Source organism: Brachybacterium endophyticum, from assembly GCF_003130585.1.
Lineage (GTDB): Bacteria > Actinomycetota > Actinomycetes > Actinomycetales > Dermabacteraceae > Brachybacterium > Brachybacterium endophyticum.
In genome coordinates this window covers 193,599-215,576 of sequence record NZ_QFKX01000001.1, presented here as the reverse complement: position 1 = coordinate 215,576, position 21,978 = coordinate 193,599, and the positions used below count along the sequence as shown (strand labels likewise).

Genomic DNA, 21,978 nt, shown 5'->3' with positions numbered 1-21,978 from the left:
TCATGCGCAGGAACTGGATCGGCGGTGCCTTCGGCTGGCTCTGGCTGGTGGCCGTGCTGCTGCCCATCTACTTCGTGGCCATCACCAGCGTGAAGTCGATCGCGACCTATTTCGGCTCGAACCCCGTGCTGCCCTCGGCGCCGCTCGCCCTGGAGAACGTCACGGCTGTGCTCGAGGCCGACTTCGGCATGTACCTCGTCAACAGCGTGGTGGTCGCCCTGGGCACCGTGATCCCGCTGGTGCTGATGGGCTTCATGGCCTCGTTCTCGATCGTCCGCGGCGGCCGACGCTTCTTCGGACCCGTGCGCAGCCTGTTCCTGCTGGGCCTCGCGATCCCGGTGCAGGCCACGATCGTCCCGATCTACCTGCTGATCATCCGCCTGCACATGTACGACTCGCTCGCGGCGCTGATGCTGCCCGGCATCGCCTTCGGCCTGCCGCTGAGCATCCTGATCATCTCCAACTCCCTGCGCGACGTGCCCCGGGAGCTGTTCGAGGCGATGGACATCGACGGCTGCTCGGAGTGGCAGAAGATGTGGCGGCTCGCGTTCCCGATGACCCGGCCGGCGCTGGTGACCGTCGGCGTCTACCAGGCGCTGATGTCGTGGAACGGCTTCCTGTTCCCGCTGATCCTGACCCAGAGCCCGGACAAGCGCACGCTGCCGCTGGCCCTGTGGTCCTTCCAGGGCGAGTACGCGACCAACGTGCCCGTGGTGATGGCAGCCGTCGTGCTCTCCTCGATCCCGATCATCGTGCTGTACGCCCTGGGCAGGCGCTACCTGGTGGGTGGCATGACCGCAGGCGCCGGCAAGTGACCCGGGGCCGAGGTGCGCGCGCGATCCGGTTCGTGAACGACGAGGTCAACGCCCGCCCGCACTCCGGACGGGCCGGTCACGGAGCGGTAACGACCGGTGACCCGGCGGTAACGTCGGGCCAGGTCAGGGGGAGGGTGAGGGCCCGCGACGGAATCCCTCCGTCCCCGCGAAAGGACACACCATGGAACTCGTCACCGGCCTTCTCGATTCGGTCCTCGGCGTCGTCGGCGGCCTCCTCGGCGGCATTCTCTGACCCCACCCGAACCCGCGGGACGGGGAGAGTCGCCGTGGCGGCTCTCCCCGTCCTTCTGCGTGCTGATCCGGCTGGCCCGTCAGGATGCCCACCGGCAGCGGCCCGGACGGGTCCGAGGCGGTCGCCCGTGGTCGACGCCCCGCCCTCCCCTGTTCCGCACCGCCGCCATCGTCCGCTCATCGAGGAGTCGTGACCCCTGACATGACCAGCCCGTCCCCCCGCCCGCTGCGCGTCGGCCTGATCGGCCACGGCTTCATGGGCGCTGCCCACTCCCACGCCTGGCGCACCGCGCACCGGTTCTTCGACCTGCCCCTCACCCCCGAGCTGCGCACCCTCGCCGGTCGCAGCCGCGAGACCCTCACCGCATCGGCGGAGCGCTACGGCTTCGCGTCCGTCACGACCCGCTGGCAGGACGTCGTCGAGGACCCCGAGATCGACCTCGTGGACATCTGCACCCCCGGCGACACCCACCGCGAGATCGCCCTCGCCGCACTGGCCGCCGGCAAGCACGTGCTGTGCGAGAAGCCGCTCGCGAACTCCGTCGCGGAGGCCGAGGAGATGGCGGACGCGGCCCGCGCGGCCTCCGCCCGCGGCGTCCGCTCGCTGTGCGGGTTCTCCTACCGGCGCACGCCCGCCCTGGCCTTCGCCCGCCGGCTCGTCGAGGAGGGCTTCGTGGGCGACCTCCGGCAGGTCCGCGCCCAGTACCTCCAGGACTGGCTGGCCGACGCCGACGCCCCCATGACCTGGCGGCTGGAGAAGGAGACGGCCGGCTCCGGCGCCCTCGGCGACATCGGCGCGCACGTCGTCGACCTCGTCCAGTGGATCACCGGGACGGACATCGAGTCCGTCTCCGGGACCCTCGCCACCGTGGTCCCCACCCGCCCCGCCGCCGGCGCGATGCAGGGCCTGGGAGGGAAGGGCGACGCCGCCGGGGAGCGCCGAGAGGTCACCGTGGACGACACCGCCCTGTTCTCCGTGCGCCTCGCGGACGGCGTGCTCGGGTCCTTCGAGGCCACCCGCATGGCGCAGGGGCGCAAGAACGCGATGCGCATCGAGCTCCACGGGTCCGACGGCGCGATCGCCTTCGACTTCGAGCGCATGAACGAGCTGGAGACCTACGACGCCACCGCCCCCGCAGGGCGCCAGGGCTTCACCCGGGTGCTCACCACCGAGCCCGAGCACCCCTACGCCGCCGCCTGGTGGCCCACCGGCCACGGCCTGGGCTACGAGCACACCTTCACGCACGAGATCGCCGACCTGGTGCGTGCGATCGGCGAGGGCACCGACCCCTCGCCCTCCTTCGACGAGGCCCTGCGCGTGCAGCGCGTGCTGGCCGCCGTCGAGGCCAGCCACGCCGACGACTCCCGCTGGACCGCCGTCGGCCCCACCCCGTCCACCGCGTCCACCACCGAGGAGACCGCCCGATGACCACCACCCGATCCGCCCTCGTCGTCCGCGGAGGCTGGGACGGGCACCAGCCCGTCGAGGCGACCGACCTGTTCATCCCCCACCTGCGCGAGCACGGCTTCGAGGTGCGCATCGAGGAGAGCCCCGCGATCTACGCGGACGCCGAGTACATGGCCGGTGTCGACCTCATCGTGCAGTGCATGACGATGTCCACGATCGAGCGTCCCCAGTTCGAGGGGCTGCGGGCCGCGGTCGAGGCGGGCACGGGCCTGGCCGGCTGGCACGGCGGCATCGCCGACAGCTACCGCAGCGAATCGGACTACCTGACCCTGATCGGCGGCCAGTTCGGCTGCCACCCCGGCAAGCATCCCGACGAGCGCCGGGGCGAGCAGGCCGACAACTACGTCCCCTACACGGTGAACATGCTCCCGGCCGCCGCCGAGCACCCCGTCACCCGCGGCATCGAGGACTTCGACCTGGTCACCGAGCAGTACTGGGTGCTCTCCGACGACTACATCGACGTGCTCGCCACCACCACCCAGAAGGTGCGCGAGTGGGATCCGTGGCACCGGCCGATCACCTCGCCGGCGATCTGGACCCGGCAGTGGGGCAAGGGACGGATCTTCGTGGCGACCCCCGGGCACCACGTCGACGTGCTCGAGGACCCCAGCGTCCGCACGGTCGTCGAACGGGGCCTGCTGTGGGCCGCGCGCGGTTCCGAGGAGCCGTATGCCGCGCCGACCGCCGACCGCGCCCACCGGACGGGGGTGGCCCGATGAGGATCGGCATGATCGGCTGCGGGAACATCTCCGCCCAGTACCTGGCCACCTTCCCCTCCCTGCCCGATGTCGAGCTGGTCGCCGTCGCCGACCTCGACGCCGCTCGCGCCGAGGCCGTCGCCGCCGAGCACGAGGGGGTGCGCGCCCTGGGGGTCGACGACCTGATCGCCGACCCGGAGGTCGACACCGTCCTGAACCTCACCATCCCCGCGGCGCACGCCGAGGTGGACCGGCAGGCGATCGCCGCCGGGAAGAACGTCTACGCCGAGAAGCCCTTCGCCGTGGAGACGGCCGACGGCGCCGCGGTGCTCGAGGCGGCCCACGCTGCCGGGGTACTCGTCGGCTCCGCGCCGGACACGGTGCTGGGCACGGGGACGCAGACCGCCCGGGCGGCGATCGACGAGGGCCTGATCGGCTCCCCCATCGCCGCCACCGCCACCATGCTGACGCCCGGTCACGAGCGCTGGCACCCCAACCCCGACTTCTACTACGTGCCCGGCGGCGGGCCGCTGCTGGACATGGGGCCCTACTACATCCACGCGCTGGTGACCCTGCTGGGCCCGGTCGACGCGGTGATCGGGGCGGCCTCGCGCACCCGCGCCGAGCGCACCATCGGTTCCGGTCCGCGCGAGGGCGAGGTCATCCCCGTCTCGACCGACACGCACGTCAGCGGGATCCTCGTGCACTCCTCGGGGGTGCTCTCCACGCTGGTGATGAGCTTCGACGCGGTCGCGACCTCGATCCATCCGATCGAGATCCACGGCACCGCCGGCACCCTCGCGGTGCCCGACCCCAACCGCTTCGACGGTGACGTGGAGGTGCATCGCCTGGGCGGTGAGGGCTGGGAGAGCGTCCCGGTGAGCGCCGGGTACGTGGAGTCCTCGCGCGGGATCGGCCTGCAGGACATGGCCGAGCGCGGCGAGGCGCTGCGCGCGAGCGGGGCGCTCGGCCGGCACGCCCTCGAGGTCATGAACGCGATGCTCGAGTCCTCGCGGACCGGTTCTCGCGTCGAGGTGGCGAGCACCTGCGAGCGACCTGCGGCGGTGCCGCTGACCGAGGTGCGCGTGACGGTCTGAGGCACCGGAGGCAACCCGCGGCATCTCCCTGCCCTCGGGCGGGGTCGACGCAAGACTCGGGATCGAGGATCATCTCGAGGGGTCCGGAGCACGCCCGCCGTCGCTTGCACAGCAGTCGAGCACGCAGTCGTCGGCGGTGCCCCGGCCCTCTCGGATCACGCAGCGCCGCGCCTCGCGGCCTCCCACCACGGAAGGCAGCACCTCGACATGTTCACCGTCGGCATCATCGGAACCGGCGCCATCTCCGATGCCCACCTCAGCGCCTACTCCGAGCTGGCCGACGAGGTCCCGGACCTGCGCATCGTCGCCCTCGCGGACCTGAGCAGGAGCGGGCCGGAGGCCAAGCGGGAGGCCTTCGGTCTGGCGGAGGCGCGCGTCTACGACGACGTCGCCGCGATGCTCGAGGCCGAGGAGCTCGATCTGGTCTCGATCGCCACTCCCCCGTCGGCCCATGCGCCGCTGGCGGTGCAGGTGCTCGACGCGGGCGTGAACGTGGTGGTCGAGAAGCCCATGGCGACCTCGCTCGAGGAGTGCGACGCGATGCTCGCCGCACAGGAGCGCAGCGGGAAGACGCTCTCGGTGATCGCGCAGAACCGGTGGCGCGAGGAGATGGTGCGCCTGAAGGCCGTGCTCGACTCCGGGAAGCTCGGCCCGCTCTCGCACACCCGCATCGCCTCGCTGTGGTGGCGCGGCCACTCCTACTACGACCTGTGGTGGCGCGGCACCTGGGCCTCCGAGGGCGGCGGCCCCACCCTCAACCACGCGATCCACCACATCGACCTCACCCTGTGGCTGCTGGGCCGCCCGCGTGCGGTGACCGCCATGATGACCAACGCCCAGCACGACAACGCCGAGGTCGAGGACCTCTCGGCCGCGATCCTGCAGTACGAGCACAGCCTCGCCGAGCTCACCAGCTCCGTGGTCCACCACGGCCAGAAGCAGGAGGTCATCCTGCAGGGCGCCCGCGCGAGCGTGTCCCAGCCGTGGGAGGTCGCGGCCGAGGTCGCCCGCCCCAACGGCTTCCCCGAGCCCGATGGCGACGCCGACGTGGTCGCCGAGCTCGAGGAGTTCGCCGCGACGCTCCCGCAGCTGACGCGCACGCGCCACGCCGGGCAGCTGGCCGACGTCGTGGCCGCCGTGCGCGAGGGCCGCGACCCGCAGGTCACCGGCCACGACGGTCGCGGCGCCGTGGAGCTGGTGACGGCGATCTACGAGGCCGCCATCGAGCGCCGCGTCGTGGACCTCCCGATCACCGCCGAGGACCCGTACTACCGCTCCGGCACGCTGGTCGAACGGGCGCCGCACTTCTTCGAGAAGACCGCGTCGGTCGGGACGCAGGAGGGGTACATGCCGACGGGCGCGACCGCTCAGGCCGAGGCCTCCGACGAGGCCACGGCGCCCGGGGCAGCTGCGGCCGATCCTGCCGTCGCGCCGCGGGACTGATCTGCCACTGCGTCCCTCCGCTCGCCGCCGCGGTGGCATCGGTGCTCGGCTCGCACGCCGCCCCGTCCGCTCCGCACCCCGATCCGAACCCGCACCCGATCCGCACCGATCAGCATCCGCATCCGCATCCGCATCCGCGAAAGGACTTCCCATGGCCGTCTCCGAAGGCGCGAACTACGCGCCCGCCCCGATGCCCCGCCCCGTCGTCGAGCCCGGCGAGTTCACCTTCGCCGCGATGCACCTCGACCACGGGCACATCACCGGGATGTGCGAGGGCCTGACCGGCGCGGGCGGCACCCTGAAGTGGGTCTATGACCCGCAGCCCGAGCGGGCGCGCGCCTTCGCCGAGCACTTCGAGGGGGTGCGGATCGCCGAGAGTGAGGAGCAGGTGCTCTCCGATCCCGACGTGCTGCTGGTGGCCGCGGCCGCGGTGCCCGCCGATCGTGCACCGCTCGGCATCCGCGTGATGGAGGCCGGCAAGGACTACTTCACCGACAAGACGCCGCTGACCACCCTCGACCAGCTCGCGCAGGCGCGCGAGGCCGTCGAGCGCACCGGCCGCACGTACGCCTGCTACTACTCCGAGCGGATCCACGTCGAGGCGGCCGTGCTCGCCGGCCAGCTCATCGAGCGCGGCGCGATCGGTCAGGTCATCCAGGTGCTGGGGATGGGCCCGCACCGGCTGGGCGATCCCGACTCCCGCCCCGACTGGTTCTACGAGCGCGCCCGCTACGGCGGCATCCTCACCGACATCGGCTCGCACAACTTCGAGCAGATGCTGACCTTCACCGGCAGCGACGACGCCGAGATCCTCTCGAGCTCCATCGGCAACTTCGGCCACGCCGAGCATCCCGAGCTCGACGACTTCGGCGACGCCCACATCGCCCTGTCCTCCGGCGCCTCCGGCTACGTGCGGGTCGACTGGTTCACGCCCGACGGTCTGCGCACCTGGGGCGACGGCCGCACCTTCGTGCTGGGCACCGAGGGGTACATCGAGCTGCGCAAGTACGTGGACGTGACCACCGACAACGGGCCCGGACAGGTGCTGCTCGTCGACGGCGAGGGCGAGCACCGGCTGAACGCCACCGGCGAGGTCGGCTACCCCTTCTTCGGCGATCTGATCCTCGACGTCCTGCACCGCACCGAGAACTCGATGACCCAGGAGCACGTGTTCAAGGCCGTCGAGCTCGCCCTGCGGGCGCAGGAGCAGGCGCGGGTGCTGACCGCGGCGCCGACGGTCTGATCCCGGCCCTCCCGGGCGCGACCCTCGGATCCGGGCGGGGATCACCCCTCGGAGGCCTCGGCCAGACATCGGATGTCTGCGTTACCCTGCCAGGGTATCGCTCGCCCACCGAGGGGATGACCTGTGAAGTTCTTCGCCCACGGCGCCGTCGGCGCCGAGCGCCTCGCCGTCGAAGCGGACGGCGCCGCTTACGACCTCTCTGCACTGACCGGAGAGGCACCCGCGCTTTCCCCTTCGTTCCTCGCGGACGGCGGGATCGAGAAGGTCGCCCGCGCCGTCGCCGACGGGACACTGCCCGCCGTGGACGCCTCCACGCCTCTCCCATCATCCGATGACCGGCCGTCGGACGTCCGCTTCGGGGCCCCGCTCGCCCCGGGCAAGATCCTGTGCATCGGCCTGAACTACCGCGACCACGCGGCGGAGACGCATGCCGAGCTCCCCACCGAGCCGATCCTCTTCATGAAGGCTCCGGACACGGTCGTCGGCCCCGACGACGACGTGCTGATCCCCCGCGGCTCCGAGAAGACCGACTGGGAGGTCGAGCTCGGTGTGGTCCTGGGGCGCACGCTGCGCTACGCCGAGAGCCCCGAGGAGGCCCTCGACGCCGTCGCCGGATACGTGATCAGCAACGACGTCTCCGAGCGCGAGTTCCAGATCGAGCGCGGCGGCACCTGGGACAAGGGCAAGAACTGCGAGACCTTCAACCCGATGGGCCCCTACCTGGTCACGGCCGACGAGATCGCCGACGTCCAGGACCTCTCCCTCACGCTGAGCGTGAACGGTGAGACGCGCCAGGACGGCACCACGGCGGACCAGATCTTCGGAGTGGGCGAGGTCCTCGCCTACCTCAGCCTTTTCATGACGCTCTACCCCGGCGATCTGGTGAACACGGGCACCCCCGCCGGGGTCGCGATGGGGATCGAGGGCCAGCCCTACCTGCGCGACGGCGACGTCGTCGAGCTCGCCATCGAGGGGCTCGGCAGCCAGCGACAGACCTTCCGCGACGCCCCCGCGGCCGACGCGCCGGCACGCACGAGGAGTGAGGCATGAGCACCACGACGAATCCGGCGAACCCCTACGACGGGCTGAAGGTCCTGGTGACGGGCGGCTGCTCGGGTATCGGCCGGGCCACCTCGAACCGGTTCCTCGAGCTCGGCGCCCACGTCGCCGTCCTCGACCTCTCGGCCACGGGCGCTCCCCAGGGGGCGGCCGTGCATCAGGTGGACCTCGCCGACCGGGAGGCCACGGCCGAGGCCGTGAACGCCGCCGCGGAGACCCTCGGCGGTCTCGACGTGGTCGTGAACAATGCGGGCGTCAGCGCCGTCGGCGACGTCACCGCGAACGACGACGAGGAATGGGCGAAGGTGCTCAGCGTCAACGTCACCGCGATGGCCCGCGTGGTGAGCGCCGCTCTCCCCCATCTGCGCCGCTCCGCGTGCGCGTCGGTGGTGAACATGTCCTCGATCGCGGCGACCGCCGGCCTGCAGGAGCGCGTGCTGTACTCGGCGACCAAGGGCGCCGTGCAGGCGATGACCTTCGCGATGGCCACCGACCACGTGCGCGAAGGCATCCGCGTGAACTGCGTGAACCCTGGGACCGTGGCCACCGAGTTCGTCGACGCGATGGTGCAGCGCTTCCCCGATCCGGTCGCCGAGCGGGCCGCCCTGGATGCGCGCCAGCCCACCGGGCGGATGGTGAACCCGCAGGAGGTCGCCGAATCGGTCGTGTTCCTGGCCTCCCCGTTGAACGCCTCGACGACCGGCACCTCGCTGGCCGTGGACGGCGGCATGAGCGGTCTGCGCACGAGGCCGGTGGACTGATGGCCTCCGCGGTCAGCGACAAGGCGATCTCGGCGATCAAGCAGATGGTCGTCGACGGGACGTTGAGACCGGGCGACCGGCTGCCCACGGAGAAGGAGCTCGCCGAGACCATCGGCGTCTCCCGCAACTCCCTGCGCGAAGCGGTCAAGGCGCTCTCGGTGATCCGTGTGCTCGACGTCCGCCAGGGCAACGGCACCTACGTCACCGCTCTCGAGCCCGCGCAGCTGCTCGAGTCGCTCTCCTTCGTGCTGGACATGCACCAGGACTCCTCCCACCTGGAGATCCTGGAGCTGCGGCGTCTGCTCGAGCCGGTCGCCGTCGAGCAGGCCTGCCCGCACCTCACGGAGCAGGACCTCGACGAGCTCGAGGCGATGCTCGGGCAGCTCACCGCCGGTTCCGGCATCGAGACGCTCGTCGAGTCCGACATCGCCTTCCACCGCCTGATCAACCATCGCTGCCCCAACGCCTACCTGGCGACGCTCCTGGACAGTCTCGCCAGCTCGACCTCGCGGGCGCGGGTGTGGCGAGGACTGACGGACGCCTCCGCGGCCCAGCGCACCCTCGCCGAGCACACCCGGATCCTGGAGGCCCTGCGCGCCGGCCGCGCGGACCTCGCCCGCGTCTACGCGAGCGCGCACGTCGCCGGCGTCGAGTCGTGGCTGATCGCCCAGGGGCCGCCGCCAGAGGAGGACTGAGTGCTGGGGCCCAAGAGCCCCGGGGCCTGAGGGCCCAGGCGCAGCCGCGCGGAGAACTGGGTGCAGGTCCCGGCCTCAGCACCACCGGACCATGCGGCCGATGCGGCCGATGCGGCCGATGGCTCCAGGTGAGGTCTCACGCTCTCAGGGGCGTCGAGACCTCACCTGGCGCCATCGACGCACGCCAAACCTAGGATGACGACATGCCCGCCCCCGCTTCCGACCCCGCATCGGCCGAATCCCGCGCAGTCGGTCCCGCTCCCACCGGCACCCCGGTCGCAGCCGGTCCCGCTCACCCGGCACTCACCGCCGTCCTCGAACTGCTGCGCTGCCCGCAATGCGGCGAGGAGCTCGGGATCGTCGGCCGCGCGGTGCGCTGCTCCCAGGGCCACACCTTCGACATCGGTCGCCAGGGCTACGTCAGTCTGCTCTCGGGATCCCGCGCCACCAGCGGTGACGACGCCGAGATGGCCCGTGCCAGGGCGGCGTTCCTGGACTCCGGCACCTATGCCCCGATCGCCGGAGCACTGGCCGGACTTTCGGCGCGAGCGATCGAAGCAGCCGGGGCGGAGGAGGCATCGCGCTGCACGGTCCTGGACGTCGGCTGCGGGACCGGCTACTACCTCGCTCGGGTGCTCGAGGAGCTGCCCCACGCGCACGGCCTCGGGGTCGACACCTCGGTGCGGGCGCTGCGGCACGCGGCGCGAGCACACCCGCGTGCTGCCGCGGCCAGCTGGGACGTGTACCGGCCGCTGCCCCTCGCGGATTCCTCGGTCGACGTCCTACTGTCCGTGTTCGCCCCGCGCAGCCCGGAGGAGTTCCAGCGCGTCCTCCGAGCACAGGGCCGACTGCTGGTGGTGCGCCCGACGGCGGAGCATCTCGCCGAGCTGAGGGAGGCCGTGCCGGGGATGATCGCGATCGAGGCCGCGAAGGAGGACCGACTGCATGCGGCGCTGGATCCTCACTTCGAGCTCGACAGCACGGAGCAGCTCGAGACCTTCGTGGAACTGACGCCGCAGCGTGCCGTCGACCTGGTCGGGATGACCCCGAGTGCTCGGCACGTCGACGTCGCACGCCTGCACGAGAATGCGCAGCTGCCCGATCACGTCACCCTGTCGGTCCTGATCAGCGCGTACCGTCCCCGGTGATCTGAGGATCGGCGGCCCACCGCATCCGGAGGCGGTGCCCCGCCGCGGACGTCGCCCTACAGCGAGGGCTCCTCGAGGCGGCGGTAGATCCGGGCCGCGGTCCCGTGCAGCACGGCGGCCCGGGCGTGCTGGTCCCCGCCCAGGACCGTCTCGAGATGCTCGAGCAGGGGCTCGAAGCCGGCGGTGAGCGTGAAGGGTTCGGGCGCGATCGGCCAATCGGAGCCGACCATCAGCCGCTCGGGGCCGAACAGGTGGAGGGCGGTCTCCACGGCCGACGCGATGTCGCCGTTGCCGCTGGTCGAGAGGCCCGAGAGCTTCGCGACGGCGCGCGGGGCGGCGGCGATCGCCTCGAGCGACGAACGCCAGGACGCCATCGCCGCGGCGTCGCCCAGCGGAGGCTTGCCCAGATGATCGAGGACGAGGGTGAGGTCGGGGTGACGGGCGGCCAGGCGCGCCACCTGCTCCATGTGGCGGGGGAAGGCGTCGGGCACGTCGAGCGGCAGCCCGGCGTCCGCGAGCAGGTCGAGCGAACCGGAGACCTCGGGTCGCTCGAGGAACCCGGGATCGCGCGCGTCGTGGACCAGGTGACGCACCCCCACCAGGTGATCGGCGCACGCGGGATCGGCGAGAGCGGCTGCGACGGCGCCGGGGTCCATCAGCGGCAGCCAGCCGACGACGTCGGCCCGCACCCCTGACCCATCGGCCTCGGCCTCGCCGTCGGGCGCGGCCTCACCCTCGATCGCGCGGGCGGTCGCCTGCAGATGCGCCGTGTCCTCGGCCGTGTCGTCGGCCTGGACGAGGATCACGCGGGTGGCGCCGAGGCGGGCGAGGCCGTCGCGCACCTCCGCCCATCGCCCGCTGCGGCGCAGCGCGGGCGGGGCGGAGTCGAGCCAGGCGTAGGGGCTCTTCTCGAGGTCCCACAGGTGGAGGTGGGTGTCGGTGATCTGGGGTGGGGCCGTCATCGGTCCGTGCCCGTCCCCTCGTCGCCCTCCCGCCCGGGCGTCGACCCTTCTCGCTCGAGCGCCGCGACGTCGGCCCAGGCCTCGTCGGGGATCGGCTGCTGGAGGCGGGCGACGTTGGAGCGGACGTGCTCGGCGGTGCGCATACCGAGCACGACCGAGGCGATCGCGGGATGGCGCAGCGGGTACTGGACGGCGAGGTCGGGGAGGGTGGCGCCGTGGCGTTCGGCGAGCGCGGCGAGCTCCCGGGCGCGAGCGATGAGCGGGGCCGGCGCGGGCTCGTACTCGTAGGGCGCGTCCTCGGGGACGACGGGCCGCGAGAGCAGGCCGGAGTTGAACACGCTGACGTCGACGACCTGCACGTCATGGGTGAGGCAGGCCTCCAGCAGGCCGCTCGCCGCGTCCTGCTCGAGCAGCGTGTAGCGACCCGAGAGCATGACCAGGTCGATGAGGCCGGTGCGCACGGCCTGCTCGCAGACGTCCGCGTCCTTCGAGCCGACGCCGATCGCAGCGACCAGGCCTTCCTCCCGCATCCGGGTGAGCGCCGGGAGGGCCTCGGTGAAGGCCTGCTCGGTGGGGCCCTCCTCGGGGTCGTGCAAGTAGAGGATGTCCACGTGGTCGAGACCCAGCCGCAGCAGTGATGCCTGGAGCGAGGCGCGCACCCCGGCCTCGCTCATGTCCCAGCGGCGCACGTGGTGGTCGGGCACCCAGAAGCCGCTCGCGGTGTCGTCGCCGGTGCCCGGGCCCGCCTCGAGCAGCCTGCCCACCTTCGTGGAGACCAGGTAGTCCTCCCGGGGGTAGGCCTGCAGCCTCTCCCCCAGGCGCCTCTCGCTGGTGCCGATGCCGTAGTGCGGCGCGGTGTCGAAGTAGCGGATGCCCGCGTCCCACGCGGCGGCCACGGCGCCGTCGGCCTCGTCGTCGGTGGTGACGCGGTAGAGGTTGCCGAGCTGGGCGGCGCCGAAGCCGAGAGCGGGAAGAGGCACCGGCAGACGGGCATCGACCCTGCTCATGCGGACTCCACCGGGGCTGCGGCCGTCCCGGCACCGTCGGTCGCCTCGGATGCGTCGGACGATCCGGCTCCGAGGGGCGGTGCCGCCTGCTGCCAGACGGGCCCGTCGGGATACGCATGCGCGGCGAGCGTGGCGGGCAGCATGCGGGCGCCGCTGCCGGGCTGCTCAGGCGGCATGTACGCCCCGCGCTCGATGCGCACGGGCACCTCGAAGCGCTCGTGGAGGTGGTCGACGAACTCGATCCGTCGGTCCGCGTTCGTCCCACCGATCGCGACCGCGTCGAGGAAGGCCAGGTGCTGGACCATCTCGCACAGGCCCACGCCCCCGGCGTGGGGGCACACGGGCACGCCGAACTTCGCGGCGAGCAGCAGGATCGCCAGGTTCTCGTTGATCCCGGCCACGCGGGTGGCATCGAGCTGGAGCACGTCGATCGCCTCGGCCTGCAGCAGCTGCTTGAACAGCACGCGGCCGCTGCCCTGTTCGCCGGTGGCGACGCGCATCGGGGCGATCCTGCGCCGGATGGCGGCGTGGGCGAGGACGTCGCCCGGGAAGGTGGGCTCCTCGATCCAGTAGGGATCGCTGGGGGCGAGGCGCTCGAGCCAGGTGACCGCCGAGTCGACGTCCCAGCGCTGGTTCGCGTCGATCGCGATCGGGTAGCCCTCGCCCATCACCTCGCGGGCGAGCGCGAGACGTCGCACGTCGTCCTCGACGTCGCCGCCGACCTTGAGCTTGACCATCTCGAAGCCCTGGTCGCGAGCCTCGTGCAACAGGTAGGTGAGCTTGTCGTCGCTGTAGCCGAGCCAGCCGGGGGTGGTGGTGTAGGCGGGGACGCCGTGCGCACGGATCTCCTCGATCCTCTCGTCGCGGCCGGCCGCGCCGCGCTCGAGGATCTCGCGGGCCTCCTCCCGGGTGAGGGCGTCGCTGAGGTAGCGGAAGTCCACCAGGTCGAGGATCTCCTCGACCTCCAGGGAGGCCAGCGTGAGCCACAGCGGGCGCCCCTCGCGGCGTGCCCGCAGGTCCCACATCGCATTGACGACGGCGCCGACGGCCATCGCCATCACGCCCGTCTCGGGACCGAGCCAGCGCAGCTGGGAGTCGCCGTTGAGCCGGCGGTGCAGACCGCCCAGGTCGGCGAGGACCTCCTCGACGTCGCGGCCGATCACGTGGTGCTCGAGGGCGCGGATCGCGGCACCCTGGACGTCGTTGCCGCGCCCGATGGTGAACACCAGGCTGGTGCCGCCCTCGGCATCCGCAGGGTCGTCGGTGCGGATCGTGAGGTAGGCGGCCGAGTAGTCGGGGTCGGGATTCATCGCATCCGAGCCGTCCAGGTCGCGGCTGGTGGGGAAGCGGACGTCGCGGACGTCGAAGGAGATGAAGGTGCTCACCGGTGGAAATCCTCGCGTGAGTGGGTGGTGATGGTCGGGCGGGGTGGCGTGGATCAGGTGCGCAGCGGGGCGCTGACGGCGACCGGCGGGGCGTCCTCACCGGCGAGACGGACGTGGACACCACTCGCGGGCCACGCCCCGACGGCGGGCAGCGCCTCGGCGGGAACGTCCAGGTCACCGGCGGGGCCGCTGAGGAACACGTGCACCGTGCCGTCCTGGGTGACGCCGCGCGCCCAGGTGGCCCCGGGCACGTCGAGCTCCCCCAGGCCCGTCGAGCCCGCGAGGTGCGCCTTGTGCTCGGCCATGAACTCCCCGAGGCCCTCGAGCACGGCGACCTGGGGCCCCGGCAGGGTCCCGTCGGCCCGGGGGCCGACGTTCAGCAGCACGCGCCCGCCGTGCGAGACGGCGTCGACGACGTGGCGGATCGCCTGGGCGACCGACATGTACTGCTCGGGGCCCTCGACCTGGTTGTAGCCGAAGGAGAGGCCGATGCCGCGACAGTTCTCCCAGGTCTCACCGTCGGGGATCGAGCCGGCCTGGTACTCGGTGGTGACGAGATCGTGGTGGGCTCCGGAGAACCGGTCGTTGATCAGCCCTTCGGGTCGCTCGGCGTAGAAGTGCTCGAGCAGCTCGCCGAGGCCCCCTGGACCGAAGTGGTGGTTCTCGTCGGGCCAGCCGATGTCGTTCCAGAGCACGTCGGGGTGGTAGCGGTCGATGAGGTCGCGGACGTGCGCCGTGCAGTACTGCCCGTACTCCTCGTCGAGGGGTCGCGGCATGATCTCGTCGCCACCCTCCATCCCGACGGGGTCGGTGGGGCGCACGTGCCAGTCCAGGCCTCCGGAGTAGTAGACGCCGAAGCGCAGCCCGGCGGCGGTCGTCGCCGCGGCGAGCTCGCCCACGAGGTCGCGGCGGGGGCCGCGGGCCACGGTGTTGCGGTCCCCCGTCCCCGGCGCCTCCCACAGGGTGATGCCGTCGTGGTGCTTGGTGGTGGGGACGACGTAGTCGGCGCCGGCCCGACGGAAGAGGTCAGCCCAGGCGGTCGCGTCGAAGGCGGCGGCGTCCCAGGCGTCGAGGAAGTCGTCGTAGGGAGCGCCGCCGTGCACGTCCTGGTGGTGCTGCTGGGCGGGCGAGCCGTCCAGGCGGATCGTGTTGAAGTACCACTCGGCGTAGGGGTTGTGGGCGAACCACTCGTGCTCGTTGTCGAAGGTGCCGAGCTCGCCGATGGGATCGGCCCAGGCGGGGACGGCGTAGGCACCCCAGTGGATGAAGATGCCCAGGGGCGCGTCCCGGTACCAGTCGGGAAGGCGGGTGGGCAGGTCAGCCCATCGGGGGTCCTCGTGCATCTCGTCTCCCTGTCCGGTCGCGTCGTCGCAGATCGTGGGCCGAGGGGCGCGCAGCACCGATGCGGACGGCGAATACTTGCATCTCGACCACCTGACCACAAACATCCTATCTCTCGACGCCATCATGCGGCCAGGTGCATCCGACGTTCGATCTGCCCTGGGGACTCTCCACCTCTTCCGTGCCGCGTGCCAGAATTCATCGGACCGCGCTCGCCGCCCAGTGCCGCGCCTGCGTCCCGGATCGAAGGAGTTCCATGCCCTCCCCCACGCGCCCGAACATCGTGTTCGTCCTCTCCGACGACCACGCCGCGCACGCGATCTCCGCCTACGGCAGTCGGGTGAACACGACGCCGCAGCTGGACCGCCTGGCCGACGAGGGTGCACGCCTGGACGCGATGTACTGCACGAACTCGATCTGCACGCCTTCGCGGGCGTCGCTGCTGACCGGCACCTACAGCCACGTCAACGGCGCCTCCACGATCTACACCGAGTTCGACCACCGCGTCCCCACGCTCTCCGAGGCGCTGCAGGGCGCCGGGTACGCCACGGCCCTGTTCGGCAAGTGGCATCTGGGCGAATCGGCGGGCGCCCTGCCGCGGGGCTTCGACGAGTGGAGGATCTTCCCCGGTCAGGGCGACTACTGGGAGCCGCGGATGATCGGTCCCGAGGGCGAGGAGACCCGCGAGGGGTACGCGAGCGACCTGGTGACCGACATGGCGCTGGAGTGGCTGGAATCCTCGCGCGAGCAGCGACCGGAGGACCCGTTCTGCCTGATGCTCCACCACAAGGCGCCTCATCGGCCGTGGATCCCGCACCCCCGTCACGCCGACCTCTATCCCGCAGGCAGCATCCCCGAGCCCGAGACCCTGCTCGAGGACCTCTCGGGCCGCTCGCGTGCCGTGCAGGGCGTGAAGATGTCGATCGCCGACGACCTCACCCGCACGGACATCAAGGAGGACGTCCCCTCCGCGCTGCTCGGGGAGGAGCATCGCGAGGAGCGCGCCCGCTGGACGTACCAGCGCTACATGCGCGACTACCTGCAGACGATCCAGGCGGTCGACGACTCTATGGGCCGGGTCCTCGACCACCTCGAGGCGCAAGGCCTGACCGAGAACACCCTGGTCGTCTACGCCTCCGACCAGGGGTTCTTCCTGGGCGACCACGGATTGTTCGACAAACGCCTGATGTACGACGAGTCGTTGCAGATGCCGATGATGATCCGCTGGCCGGCCCGGATCCCGGCCGGCTCACGGGTGACCTCGATGCTGGCGAACGTCGATGTGGCCGCGACGCTGCTGGACGCCGCGGGACTGGACCCCGATGCGGCGCTGCCGGGTCAGCAAGGACGAAGCTTCCTCCCCCTGCTGCGCGGCGAGGAGATCGCCGACTGGCCGCGGGCCGTCTACTACCGCTACTGGGAGCACGACGACCCGGAGCACCACGCCCCTGCGCACTACGGGATCCGCACCGAGCGCTGGAAGTACATCGACTATTACGGCGCGGGGCTCGAGGCGCCGGGCGCCTCCGACCGGATCTTCCCGCGCGAGTACGAGCTCTACGACCTGCGCGAGGATCCACGCGAGCTGCGGAACCTCGCGGAGGACCCGGCGTACGCCGGCGTGCGCGCGGACCTCGCCGAGCAGCTCGCGCAGCTGCAGGCCTCGGTGGGAGACCGCCCGTACACGGGCCCGGGCAGCTGGCATCCCGACTGGAACCACCACGCGGCGACCCACGGCGTGAACGATCAGGAGCGTCGGCCGACGGGCGACTGACCAGGCTCATCGGGGCCGGATCACCGGGCACGGATGGGGCTCGGAAGCCCCGCCCCCAGGCATCCGTGCGGCAGCACACGTTGCAGTAGTTCGCATTCCTAACTATCGTCGTGGACGTGTCGACCCACGATTTCTCCCAGGAGCTGACGCTCGCCTGCAGCCGTTTCGTGCGGCTGGCCGCGCGCCGCGCGGACGTCGGCGTCTCCTCGGTCTCCTGGCGCGTGGTCAGCACCATCGAGCAGAGCGGTCCGCTGCGGATCAGCGAGATCGCCGATCGTGAGCGCGTCACCCGGCCGACGGCGACCACCGTCGTCAAGCGGCTCGAGGAGGAGGGACTGATCTCCCGCTCCCCCGACCCCGAGGACTCCCGCTCCGTGCTCGTGGACATCACTGCCGCCGGGCGCGCGAAGCTCGCGGAATGGCGCGCCCGCATGGACGCGAGCCTCGACCCGATCCTGGACTCCCTCGACGAGGACGAGCGCAGGAGCCTCACCGAGGCCGCCCGGATCCTCGCCCGGATCGTGGAGACCCACGACTCCGAACCACCCGCTCCCTGACGTCCCGCACCCCGCGCTCCCACCCCGTCCCGTCACCACATCGAGAAGGTCCCCACCGCATGACAGCCCCCACCACACACGGGTCGAATCCCACAGCCGCGGGCCACGACACCGCACCCACCCTGCGCGACGCCTTCCACCAGCCCAAGGCGGTCTGGGCGATCGCCTTCGCCGCGACCGTGTCCTTCATGGGCATCGGTCTGGTGGACCCGATCCTCCCGGCGATCAGCTCCCAGCTGGACGCCTCGCCCACGCAGGCGATGCTGCTGTTCACCAGCTACCTGTTCATCACGGCGATCGCCATGTTCTTCACCAGCTGGTTCAGCTCGAAGGCGGGCGTGCGCACCACGCTGCTGATCGGCCTGGCGCTCGTGGTGATCTTCGCGGCGCTGGCCGGGGCCTCCGGCTCGGTCAGCGAGATCATCGGCCTGCGCGCCGGCTGGGGACTGGGCAACGCCCTGTTCATCTCGACCGCCCTGGCGGCGATCGTCGGCGCGACCGCCGGCCCCTCCGGCGGCGCCATCATCCTCTACGAGACGGCGCTGGGCATCGGCATGGCGCTGGGCCCGCTGCTGGGCGGGCTGCTGGGCAGCGTCTCCTGGCGCGCCCCGTTCTTCGGCACCGCCGTGCTGATGGCGATCGGCTTCATCGCGATCGCCGCCCTGCTGAAGAGGGAGGCCAAGCCGACGCACGTCTCGCCGCTGGCCTCCCTGCGGGCACTGGGGAACCCCGCCCTGCGCACCCTCGCGCTGGTCGCGATCTTCTACAACTTCACCTTCTTCGTGATGCTCGCCTACTCGCCCTTCCCGCTCGAGGCCGCCGCCGCGGCCCGCGGCATGGAGTTCGGCGCGATGCAGATCGGCGGGGTCTTCTTCGGCTGGGGCGTGTGCCTGGCGATCACCTCGGTGTTCGTCGCGCCGATCCTCACCCGCAAGCTGGGCCTGATCCCGACCCTGCTGACGATCGAGGGGCTGCTGGCGGTGCTCATGCTGGGCCTCGCCCTCGCGCACTCCTCGATGACCGGCATGATCGTCCTGATCATCATCGGCGGTCTGCTGCTGGGCATCATGAACACCGCGCTGACGGAGACCGTCATGGAGGCCACCGACCTCCCCCGCGGCGTCGCCAGCTCCGCCTACTCGGGCGTCCGCTTCCTGGGCGGAGCGATCGCCCCGGCGGTCGCCGGCCCGATCTCCGAGTCGGTCGGCCCGGCCGCGCCATACGTGCTGGGCGCGATCACCGTCGTGGTCAGCATGCTCATGCTCGCCATCGGGCGGCGCCACCTGGCCTCGGTCGGGCAGCACCACCACCTGACCGGCGAGCAGGAGGCCGAGGCGATCACCACCGGCGACGAGGTCTGACCCCCTCCGAGTCGTGAACGGGGTGCCGCGCAGTGCGCGCGGCACCCCGTTCTTCTGTCCGATGTCGCGCAGCTGACCCTTGCCCTTCGTGACGTTAGCGATATATCGTGACGCTGTCACGACATGGACGAGAGAAAGGAGTGGGCTCATGCGACACCAGCACGATCACCACGACCGACATCAGGACTTCGACCCGCGCGCGCTGCGCCGGGCACTCATGCGACGCGGTGGCCAGCGGCGCCGCCGCGAGGAAGGAGGGGGCATGTCCCCGGACGGGATGGGCTTCGGCCCCCGCGGACACCGCGGCGGGCCCCGCGCGGGCCACGGCCCGGGCGCACACCCCGGGCACCCCGGGCACCCCGGCCGACCCGGCCAGACCGACGCTGACGGCGGACGGCCGGAGCACGGTGGCCCCGGATTCGAGGGAGAGAATCACGCGGGCCCCGGGCACGAGGGCGCCGGGCACGAGGGCCACGGTTTCGATGGCCCCGGGTTCGAGGGGCCCGGTTTCGGCGGTCCCGGGCGCGGAGGTTTCGGCGGGCCGGGCCGCGGCTTCGGCGGTCCCGGCGGGCCCGGTCACGGCTTCGGCCCCCGCGGCCGCGGGCGGGGTCGGGGACGTCGGCCGCGCGGTGACGTCCGCACCGCCGTCCTGCTGCTGTTGAACGAGGAGCCGATGCACGGCTACCAGCTCATGCAGACCATCGACGAGCGCACCGGTGGGTCCTGGTCCGTGAGCCCGGGAGCGATCTACCCGACGCTCTCGCAGCTCGAGGACGAGGGCCTGGTCGAGATGTCGAAGGAGGGCGGCCGCAAGCTCGCCACCCTCACCGACGCCGGCCGCAGCCACGTCGAGGAGAACCAGAGCTCCTGGTCCGACCCCTTCGCGGGCGAGGACGACTCCTGGGCGCAGGGCGCGCAGGAGCTGCGCGGCTCCCTGCGCGACCTCGGCGGCGCCGTCCGGGAGGCCACGCGCTCCGGCGGATCCCAGCAGATGAGCCAGGTCGCCGACGTCCTCAGTGAGGCCAAGCGGTCGATCTACCGCATCCTCGCGGGAGACGTCCCGCCGACGTCGGAGGACGACGGCGAGAAGGGCGAGCAGTCGGGAGCGGCCTCGGCCTGAGCCGTCCGCTGCCCGAGCGCGCCGCCGGAGCGATCATGACGCTCCCTCCGGCCGGAGGAACGCCCGCACCCCGCCACAGGGGTGCGGGCGTTCCGTCGTGATGCCGCGCGTGCGCCGGACCCCAGCCCCACTCACCGACTGACGGGATCCGCTCCCCCGTCGGCGAGGCGGCCGAGGTCCTCACGGTAGGCGGCGCCCTCCCAGTCCCCCGTGCTCATGCAGGTCAGCGCCCCGCACTCGTTGCCACGGTCCAGGCGTGCAGCGAGGTCGAGGCCCTCGAGACGGGCGCTGAGGTACCCGGCCACGAAGGCGTCGCCCGCACCGACGGTGTCGACCACGTCGACCTGCAGCCCGGGTCGCTCGACGACGGATCCCGCGGCGATCGCGCGGGCCCCCTCGGCGCCGCGCTTCTCGACGACCTCGGCGATCCCGTGCGCATGCACCGTCGGCAGCAGGGCCTCCTTCTCCGTGGAATCCTCCGTCGCGTTCTCCGCCGCCGCGCCCTCACCCTCGAGCGCCGAGGCGATGAGGGCGAGCTCCTCGGTCCCGCCGAAGACGATGTCGGCCGAGGCGGCGAGTCCGGCGAGCAGCGGGGCCGCGACCTCGCGCGGTGCGAGCGCGGAACGGTAGTTCACGTCGAAGCTGATGAGAGTGCCGGCGGCGCGTGCCCGCTGGACGAGCAGCTCGACGCTGGCCCGTGCCGTCTCCGAGAGCAGCGGGGTGATGCCGGTCAGGTGGAGGATCTCGGCGCCTGCGAGCAGCTGCTCGGGCAGCTCCTCGGCGGTGAGCGCGGAGGCGGCCGAGCCGCTGCGGTAGTAGCGCACGGTGGTCGCACCGCCGCTGGGGTGCGACTTGAGCATCAGACCCGTCGGCCGTTCGGGGTCGACGTGGGCGAGCACCTCGACCTGCTCGGCGCGCATCTCGCGCAGCACCCGGGTGCCGAGCTCGTCGGCCCCGACACGGCTCACCCACGCCACCGGGACGCCCAGGCGCCGCAGACCGATCGCGAGGTTGCTCTCGGCCCCGCCCATGCCGATGGTCATCGCGTGGGCGTGGGCGAGGGAGCCGACGCCCTCGCTGTGCAGCAGCGCCATCGTCTCCCCGAAGGTGACGACGCGCGGCGTCCCCGTCACCTGCCGACCTCCTCGCACACGGCGACGAACTCGCGCGCACGCCGGGCGAGGGCATCCAGGTCCCCGCCGCGGAAGGCGTCACCGAGCAGCGGTCCGCCCACGGAGACCGCATCGGCCCCGGCCTCGAGCCATGCCCGCGCGGCCGCGAGATCGACACCGCCGGAGGGGATCACCCGCAGGTCGGGGAAGGGCCCGTGCAGGTCCTTGACGTAACCAGGGCCCACGGTGCCGGCCGGGAAGACCTTGACGGCGCTCGCGCCGGCGCGCCAGGAGGTGAACAGCTCGGTGGGGGTGAGCCCGCCGGGCACGATCGGCGTGCCGCCGCTGATCGACGCCTCGATCACCGCGGGGTCGGTCACCGGGGTGACCAGGTACGCGGCGCCGCCCTCGCTCGCACGCCGTGCCTGCTCGGGGCTGATGATCGTGCCGACGCCGAGGTCGATCCGGCCGGAGAAGCGCTCGACGAGGCCCGGCAGCGCCTCGAGGGTGCCGGGAGTGGTCAGGGTCAGCTCGACGCTGCGCACACCGGCGTCGGCGAGGGCGTCGATGACGCGGGGGTACTGCGAGGCCTCACGGCCGCGCATGACGACGATCAGGCGGGAGGCGAGAGAGCGCTCGGGAAGGGGCAGACGGTCGGTCACGGGGTGCTCCTCAGGATG

The 21,978-nt window shown here is 72.1% G+C and carries 20 protein-coding genes; 14 read left to right on the top strand and 6 right to left on the bottom strand.

Annotated elements, in window-relative coordinates:
• The first annotated feature begins 2 nt into the window (after positions 1–2).
• The 10 genes from DEO23_RS00960 to DEO23_RS00915 all read left to right on the top strand — a co-directional run bounded on the left by DEO23_RS00960 (position 3) and on the right by DEO23_RS00915 (position 10,679).
• Positions 3–815 carry a carbohydrate ABC transporter permease gene (locus DEO23_RS00960; protein WP_109274142.1) on the top strand — a complete coding sequence of 271 codons (813 nt, stop codon included), beginning with the start codon at positions 3–5 and terminating at the stop codon, positions 813–815.
• A gap of 454 nt (positions 816–1,269) precedes the next feature.
• Positions 1,270–2,496 carry a Gfo/Idh/MocA family protein gene (locus DEO23_RS00955; protein ID WP_109274141.1) on the top strand — a complete coding sequence of 409 codons (1,227 nt, stop codon included), beginning with the start codon at positions 1,270–1,272 and terminating at the stop codon, positions 2,494–2,496.
• Complete coding sequence (locus tag DEO23_RS00950) at positions 2,493–3,254, top strand: ThuA domain-containing protein (RefSeq protein ID WP_109274140.1); 762 nt, start codon at positions 2,493–2,495, stop codon at positions 3,252–3,254. Before DEO23_RS00955 ends, DEO23_RS00950 begins: the two co-directional genes overlap by 4 nt.
• Positions 3,251–4,330 (top strand): Gfo/Idh/MocA family protein, encoded by a 1,080-nt coding sequence (locus DEO23_RS00945; RefSeq protein WP_109274139.1) that lies wholly within the window; start codon positions 3,251–3,253, stop codon positions 4,328–4,330. The genes DEO23_RS00950 and DEO23_RS00945 overlap by 4 nt, the downstream gene beginning before the upstream one ends.
• Before the next feature lie 207 nt (positions 4,331–4,537).
• Entirely contained in the window at positions 4,538–5,773 is a 1,236-nt protein-coding gene (locus tag DEO23_RS00940) for a Gfo/Idh/MocA family protein (RefSeq protein ID WP_109274138.1), read from the top strand.
• 151 nt (positions 5,774–5,924) lie between these two features.
• Positions 5,925–7,016 (top strand): Gfo/Idh/MocA family protein, encoded by a 1,092-nt coding sequence (locus DEO23_RS00935; RefSeq protein ID WP_109274137.1) that lies wholly within the window; start codon positions 5,925–5,927, stop codon positions 7,014–7,016.
• 123 nt (positions 7,017–7,139) lie between these two features.
• Positions 7,140–8,066, top strand: coding sequence for a fumarylacetoacetate hydrolase family protein (locus DEO23_RS00930; RefSeq protein WP_109274136.1), 927 nt, complete (start codon positions 7,140–7,142; stop codon positions 8,064–8,066).
• Entirely contained in the window at positions 8,063–8,836 is a 774-nt protein-coding gene (locus tag DEO23_RS00925) for an SDR family NAD(P)-dependent oxidoreductase (protein WP_109274135.1), read from the top strand. The genes DEO23_RS00930 and DEO23_RS00925 overlap by 4 nt, the downstream gene beginning before the upstream one ends.
• On the top strand, positions 8,836–9,531 hold the full coding sequence (locus tag DEO23_RS00920; protein WP_109274134.1) for a FadR/GntR family transcriptional regulator: 696 nt from the start codon (positions 8,836–8,838) through the stop codon (positions 9,529–9,531). The genes DEO23_RS00925 and DEO23_RS00920 overlap by 1 nt, the downstream gene beginning before the upstream one ends.
• Positions 9,532–9,734: 203 nt before the next feature.
• Complete coding sequence (locus tag DEO23_RS00915) at positions 9,735–10,679, top strand: methyltransferase domain-containing protein (RefSeq protein WP_109274133.1); 945 nt, start codon at positions 9,735–9,737, stop codon at positions 10,677–10,679.
• 56 nt (positions 10,680–10,735) lie between these two features.
• Here the strand turns inward: DEO23_RS00915 and DEO23_RS00910 are convergent, their stop codons facing one another.
• The 4 genes from DEO23_RS00910 to DEO23_RS00895 are packed head-to-tail and all read right to left on the bottom strand — an operon-like array spanning position 10,736 to position 15,376.
• Positions 10,736–11,641, bottom strand: coding sequence for an amidohydrolase family protein (locus tag DEO23_RS00910; RefSeq protein ID WP_109274132.1), 906 nt, complete (start codon positions 11,639–11,641; stop codon positions 10,736–10,738).
• Positions 11,638–12,648, bottom strand: a complete 1,011-nt coding sequence (locus tag DEO23_RS00905) for an aldo/keto reductase (protein WP_109274131.1) — start codon at positions 12,646–12,648, stop codon at positions 11,638–11,640. The genes DEO23_RS00910 and DEO23_RS00905 overlap by 4 nt, the downstream gene beginning before the upstream one ends.
• Positions 12,645–14,033, bottom strand: a complete 1,389-nt coding sequence (locus DEO23_RS00900; protein ID WP_109274130.1) for an enolase C-terminal domain-like protein — start codon at positions 14,031–14,033, stop codon at positions 12,645–12,647. The genes DEO23_RS00905 and DEO23_RS00900 overlap by 4 nt, the downstream gene beginning before the upstream one ends.
• 53 nt (positions 14,034–14,086) lie before the next feature.
• On the bottom strand, positions 14,087–15,376 hold the full coding sequence (locus DEO23_RS00895; RefSeq protein ID WP_109274773.1) for an alpha-L-fucosidase: 1,290 nt from the start codon (positions 15,374–15,376) through the stop codon (positions 14,087–14,089).
• 254 nt (positions 15,377–15,630) lie between these two features.
• Here DEO23_RS00895 and DEO23_RS00890 point away from each other — a divergent pair, with 254 nt between their 5' ends.
• From DEO23_RS00890 to DEO23_RS00875, 4 genes are all read left to right on the top strand, one after another.
• Positions 15,631–17,148 carry a sulfatase family protein gene (locus tag DEO23_RS00890; RefSeq protein WP_109274129.1) on the top strand — a complete coding sequence of 506 codons (1,518 nt, stop codon included), beginning with the start codon at positions 15,631–15,633 and terminating at the stop codon, positions 17,146–17,148.
• 116 nt (positions 17,149–17,264) lie between these two features.
• Entirely contained in the window at positions 17,265–17,705 is a 441-nt protein-coding gene (locus tag DEO23_RS00885) for a MarR family winged helix-turn-helix transcriptional regulator (RefSeq protein ID WP_240613148.1), read from the top strand.
• A 59-nt stretch (positions 17,706–17,764) separates the two neighbouring features.
• The gene (locus tag DEO23_RS00880; RefSeq protein WP_109274127.1) at positions 17,765–19,066 is read left to right on the top strand and encodes an MFS transporter; all 1,302 of its coding nucleotides are present in this window, start codon (positions 17,765–17,767) and stop codon (positions 19,064–19,066) included.
• Positions 19,067–19,214: 148 nt separating this feature from the next.
• Positions 19,215–20,186: a PadR family transcriptional regulator gene (locus DEO23_RS00875; protein ID WP_240613147.1), complete on the top strand. Its 972-nt coding sequence runs from the start codon at positions 19,215–19,217 to the stop codon at positions 20,184–20,186.
• Between the two features lie 131 nt (positions 20,187–20,317).
• Here the strand turns inward: DEO23_RS00875 and DEO23_RS00870 are convergent, their stop codons facing one another.
• On the bottom strand, positions 20,318–21,319 hold the full coding sequence (locus tag DEO23_RS00870) for a sugar kinase (RefSeq protein ID WP_165831683.1): 1,002 nt from the start codon (positions 21,317–21,319) through the stop codon (positions 20,318–20,320).
• Complete coding sequence (locus DEO23_RS00865) at positions 21,316–21,960, bottom strand: bifunctional 4-hydroxy-2-oxoglutarate aldolase/2-dehydro-3-deoxy-phosphogluconate aldolase (RefSeq protein WP_109274126.1); 645 nt, start codon at positions 21,958–21,960, stop codon at positions 21,316–21,318. The genes DEO23_RS00870 and DEO23_RS00865 overlap by 4 nt, the downstream gene beginning before the upstream one ends.
• Positions 21,961–21,978 lie beyond the last annotated feature (18 nt).

Excerpts from the sequence above, each read along its gene's own strand:
- DEO23_RS00960 (WP_109274142.1), top strand. The coding sequence starts at position 3 with ATGCGCAGGAACTGGATCGGCGGTGCCTTCGGCTGGCTCTGGCTGGTG.
- DEO23_RS00955 (WP_109274141.1), top strand. The coding sequence starts at position 1,270 with ATGACCAGCCCGTCCCCCCGCCCGCTGCGCGTCGGCCTGATCGGCCAC.
- DEO23_RS00950 (WP_109274140.1), top strand. The coding sequence starts at position 2,493 with ATGACCACCACCCGATCCGCCCTCGTCGTCCGCGGAGGCTGGGACGGG.
- DEO23_RS00945 (WP_109274139.1), top strand. The coding sequence starts at position 3,251 with ATGAGGATCGGCATGATCGGCTGCGGGAACATCTCCGCCCAGTACCTG.
- DEO23_RS00940 (WP_109274138.1), top strand. The coding sequence starts at position 4,538 with ATGTTCACCGTCGGCATCATCGGAACCGGCGCCATCTCCGATGCCCAC.
- DEO23_RS00935 (WP_109274137.1), top strand. The coding sequence starts at position 5,925 with ATGGCCGTCTCCGAAGGCGCGAACTACGCGCCCGCCCCGATGCCCCGC.
- DEO23_RS00925 (WP_109274135.1), top strand. The coding sequence starts at position 8,063 with ATGAGCACCACGACGAATCCGGCGAACCCCTACGACGGGCTGAAGGTC.
- DEO23_RS00920 (WP_109274134.1), top strand. The coding sequence starts at position 8,836 with ATGGCCTCCGCGGTCAGCGACAAGGCGATCTCGGCGATCAAGCAGATG.
- DEO23_RS00915 (WP_109274133.1), top strand. The coding sequence starts at position 9,735 with ATGCCCGCCCCCGCTTCCGACCCCGCATCGGCCGAATCCCGCGCAGTC.
- DEO23_RS00910 (WP_109274132.1), bottom strand. The coding sequence starts at position 11,641 with ATGACGGCCCCACCCCAGATCACCGACACCCACCTCCACCTGTGGGAC.
- DEO23_RS00905 (WP_109274131.1), bottom strand. The coding sequence starts at position 12,648 with ATGAGCAGGGTCGATGCCCGTCTGCCGGTGCCTCTTCCCGCTCTCGGC.
- DEO23_RS00895 (WP_109274773.1), bottom strand. The coding sequence starts at position 15,376 with ATGCACGAGGACCCCCGATGGGCTGACCTGCCCACCCGCCTTCCCGAC.
- DEO23_RS00890 (WP_109274129.1), top strand. The coding sequence starts at position 15,631 with ATGCCCTCCCCCACGCGCCCGAACATCGTGTTCGTCCTCTCCGACGAC.
- DEO23_RS00880 (WP_109274127.1), top strand. The coding sequence starts at position 17,765 with ATGACAGCCCCCACCACACACGGGTCGAATCCCACAGCCGCGGGCCAC.
- DEO23_RS00875 (WP_240613147.1), top strand. The coding sequence starts at position 19,215 with ATGCGACACCAGCACGATCACCACGACCGACATCAGGACTTCGACCCG.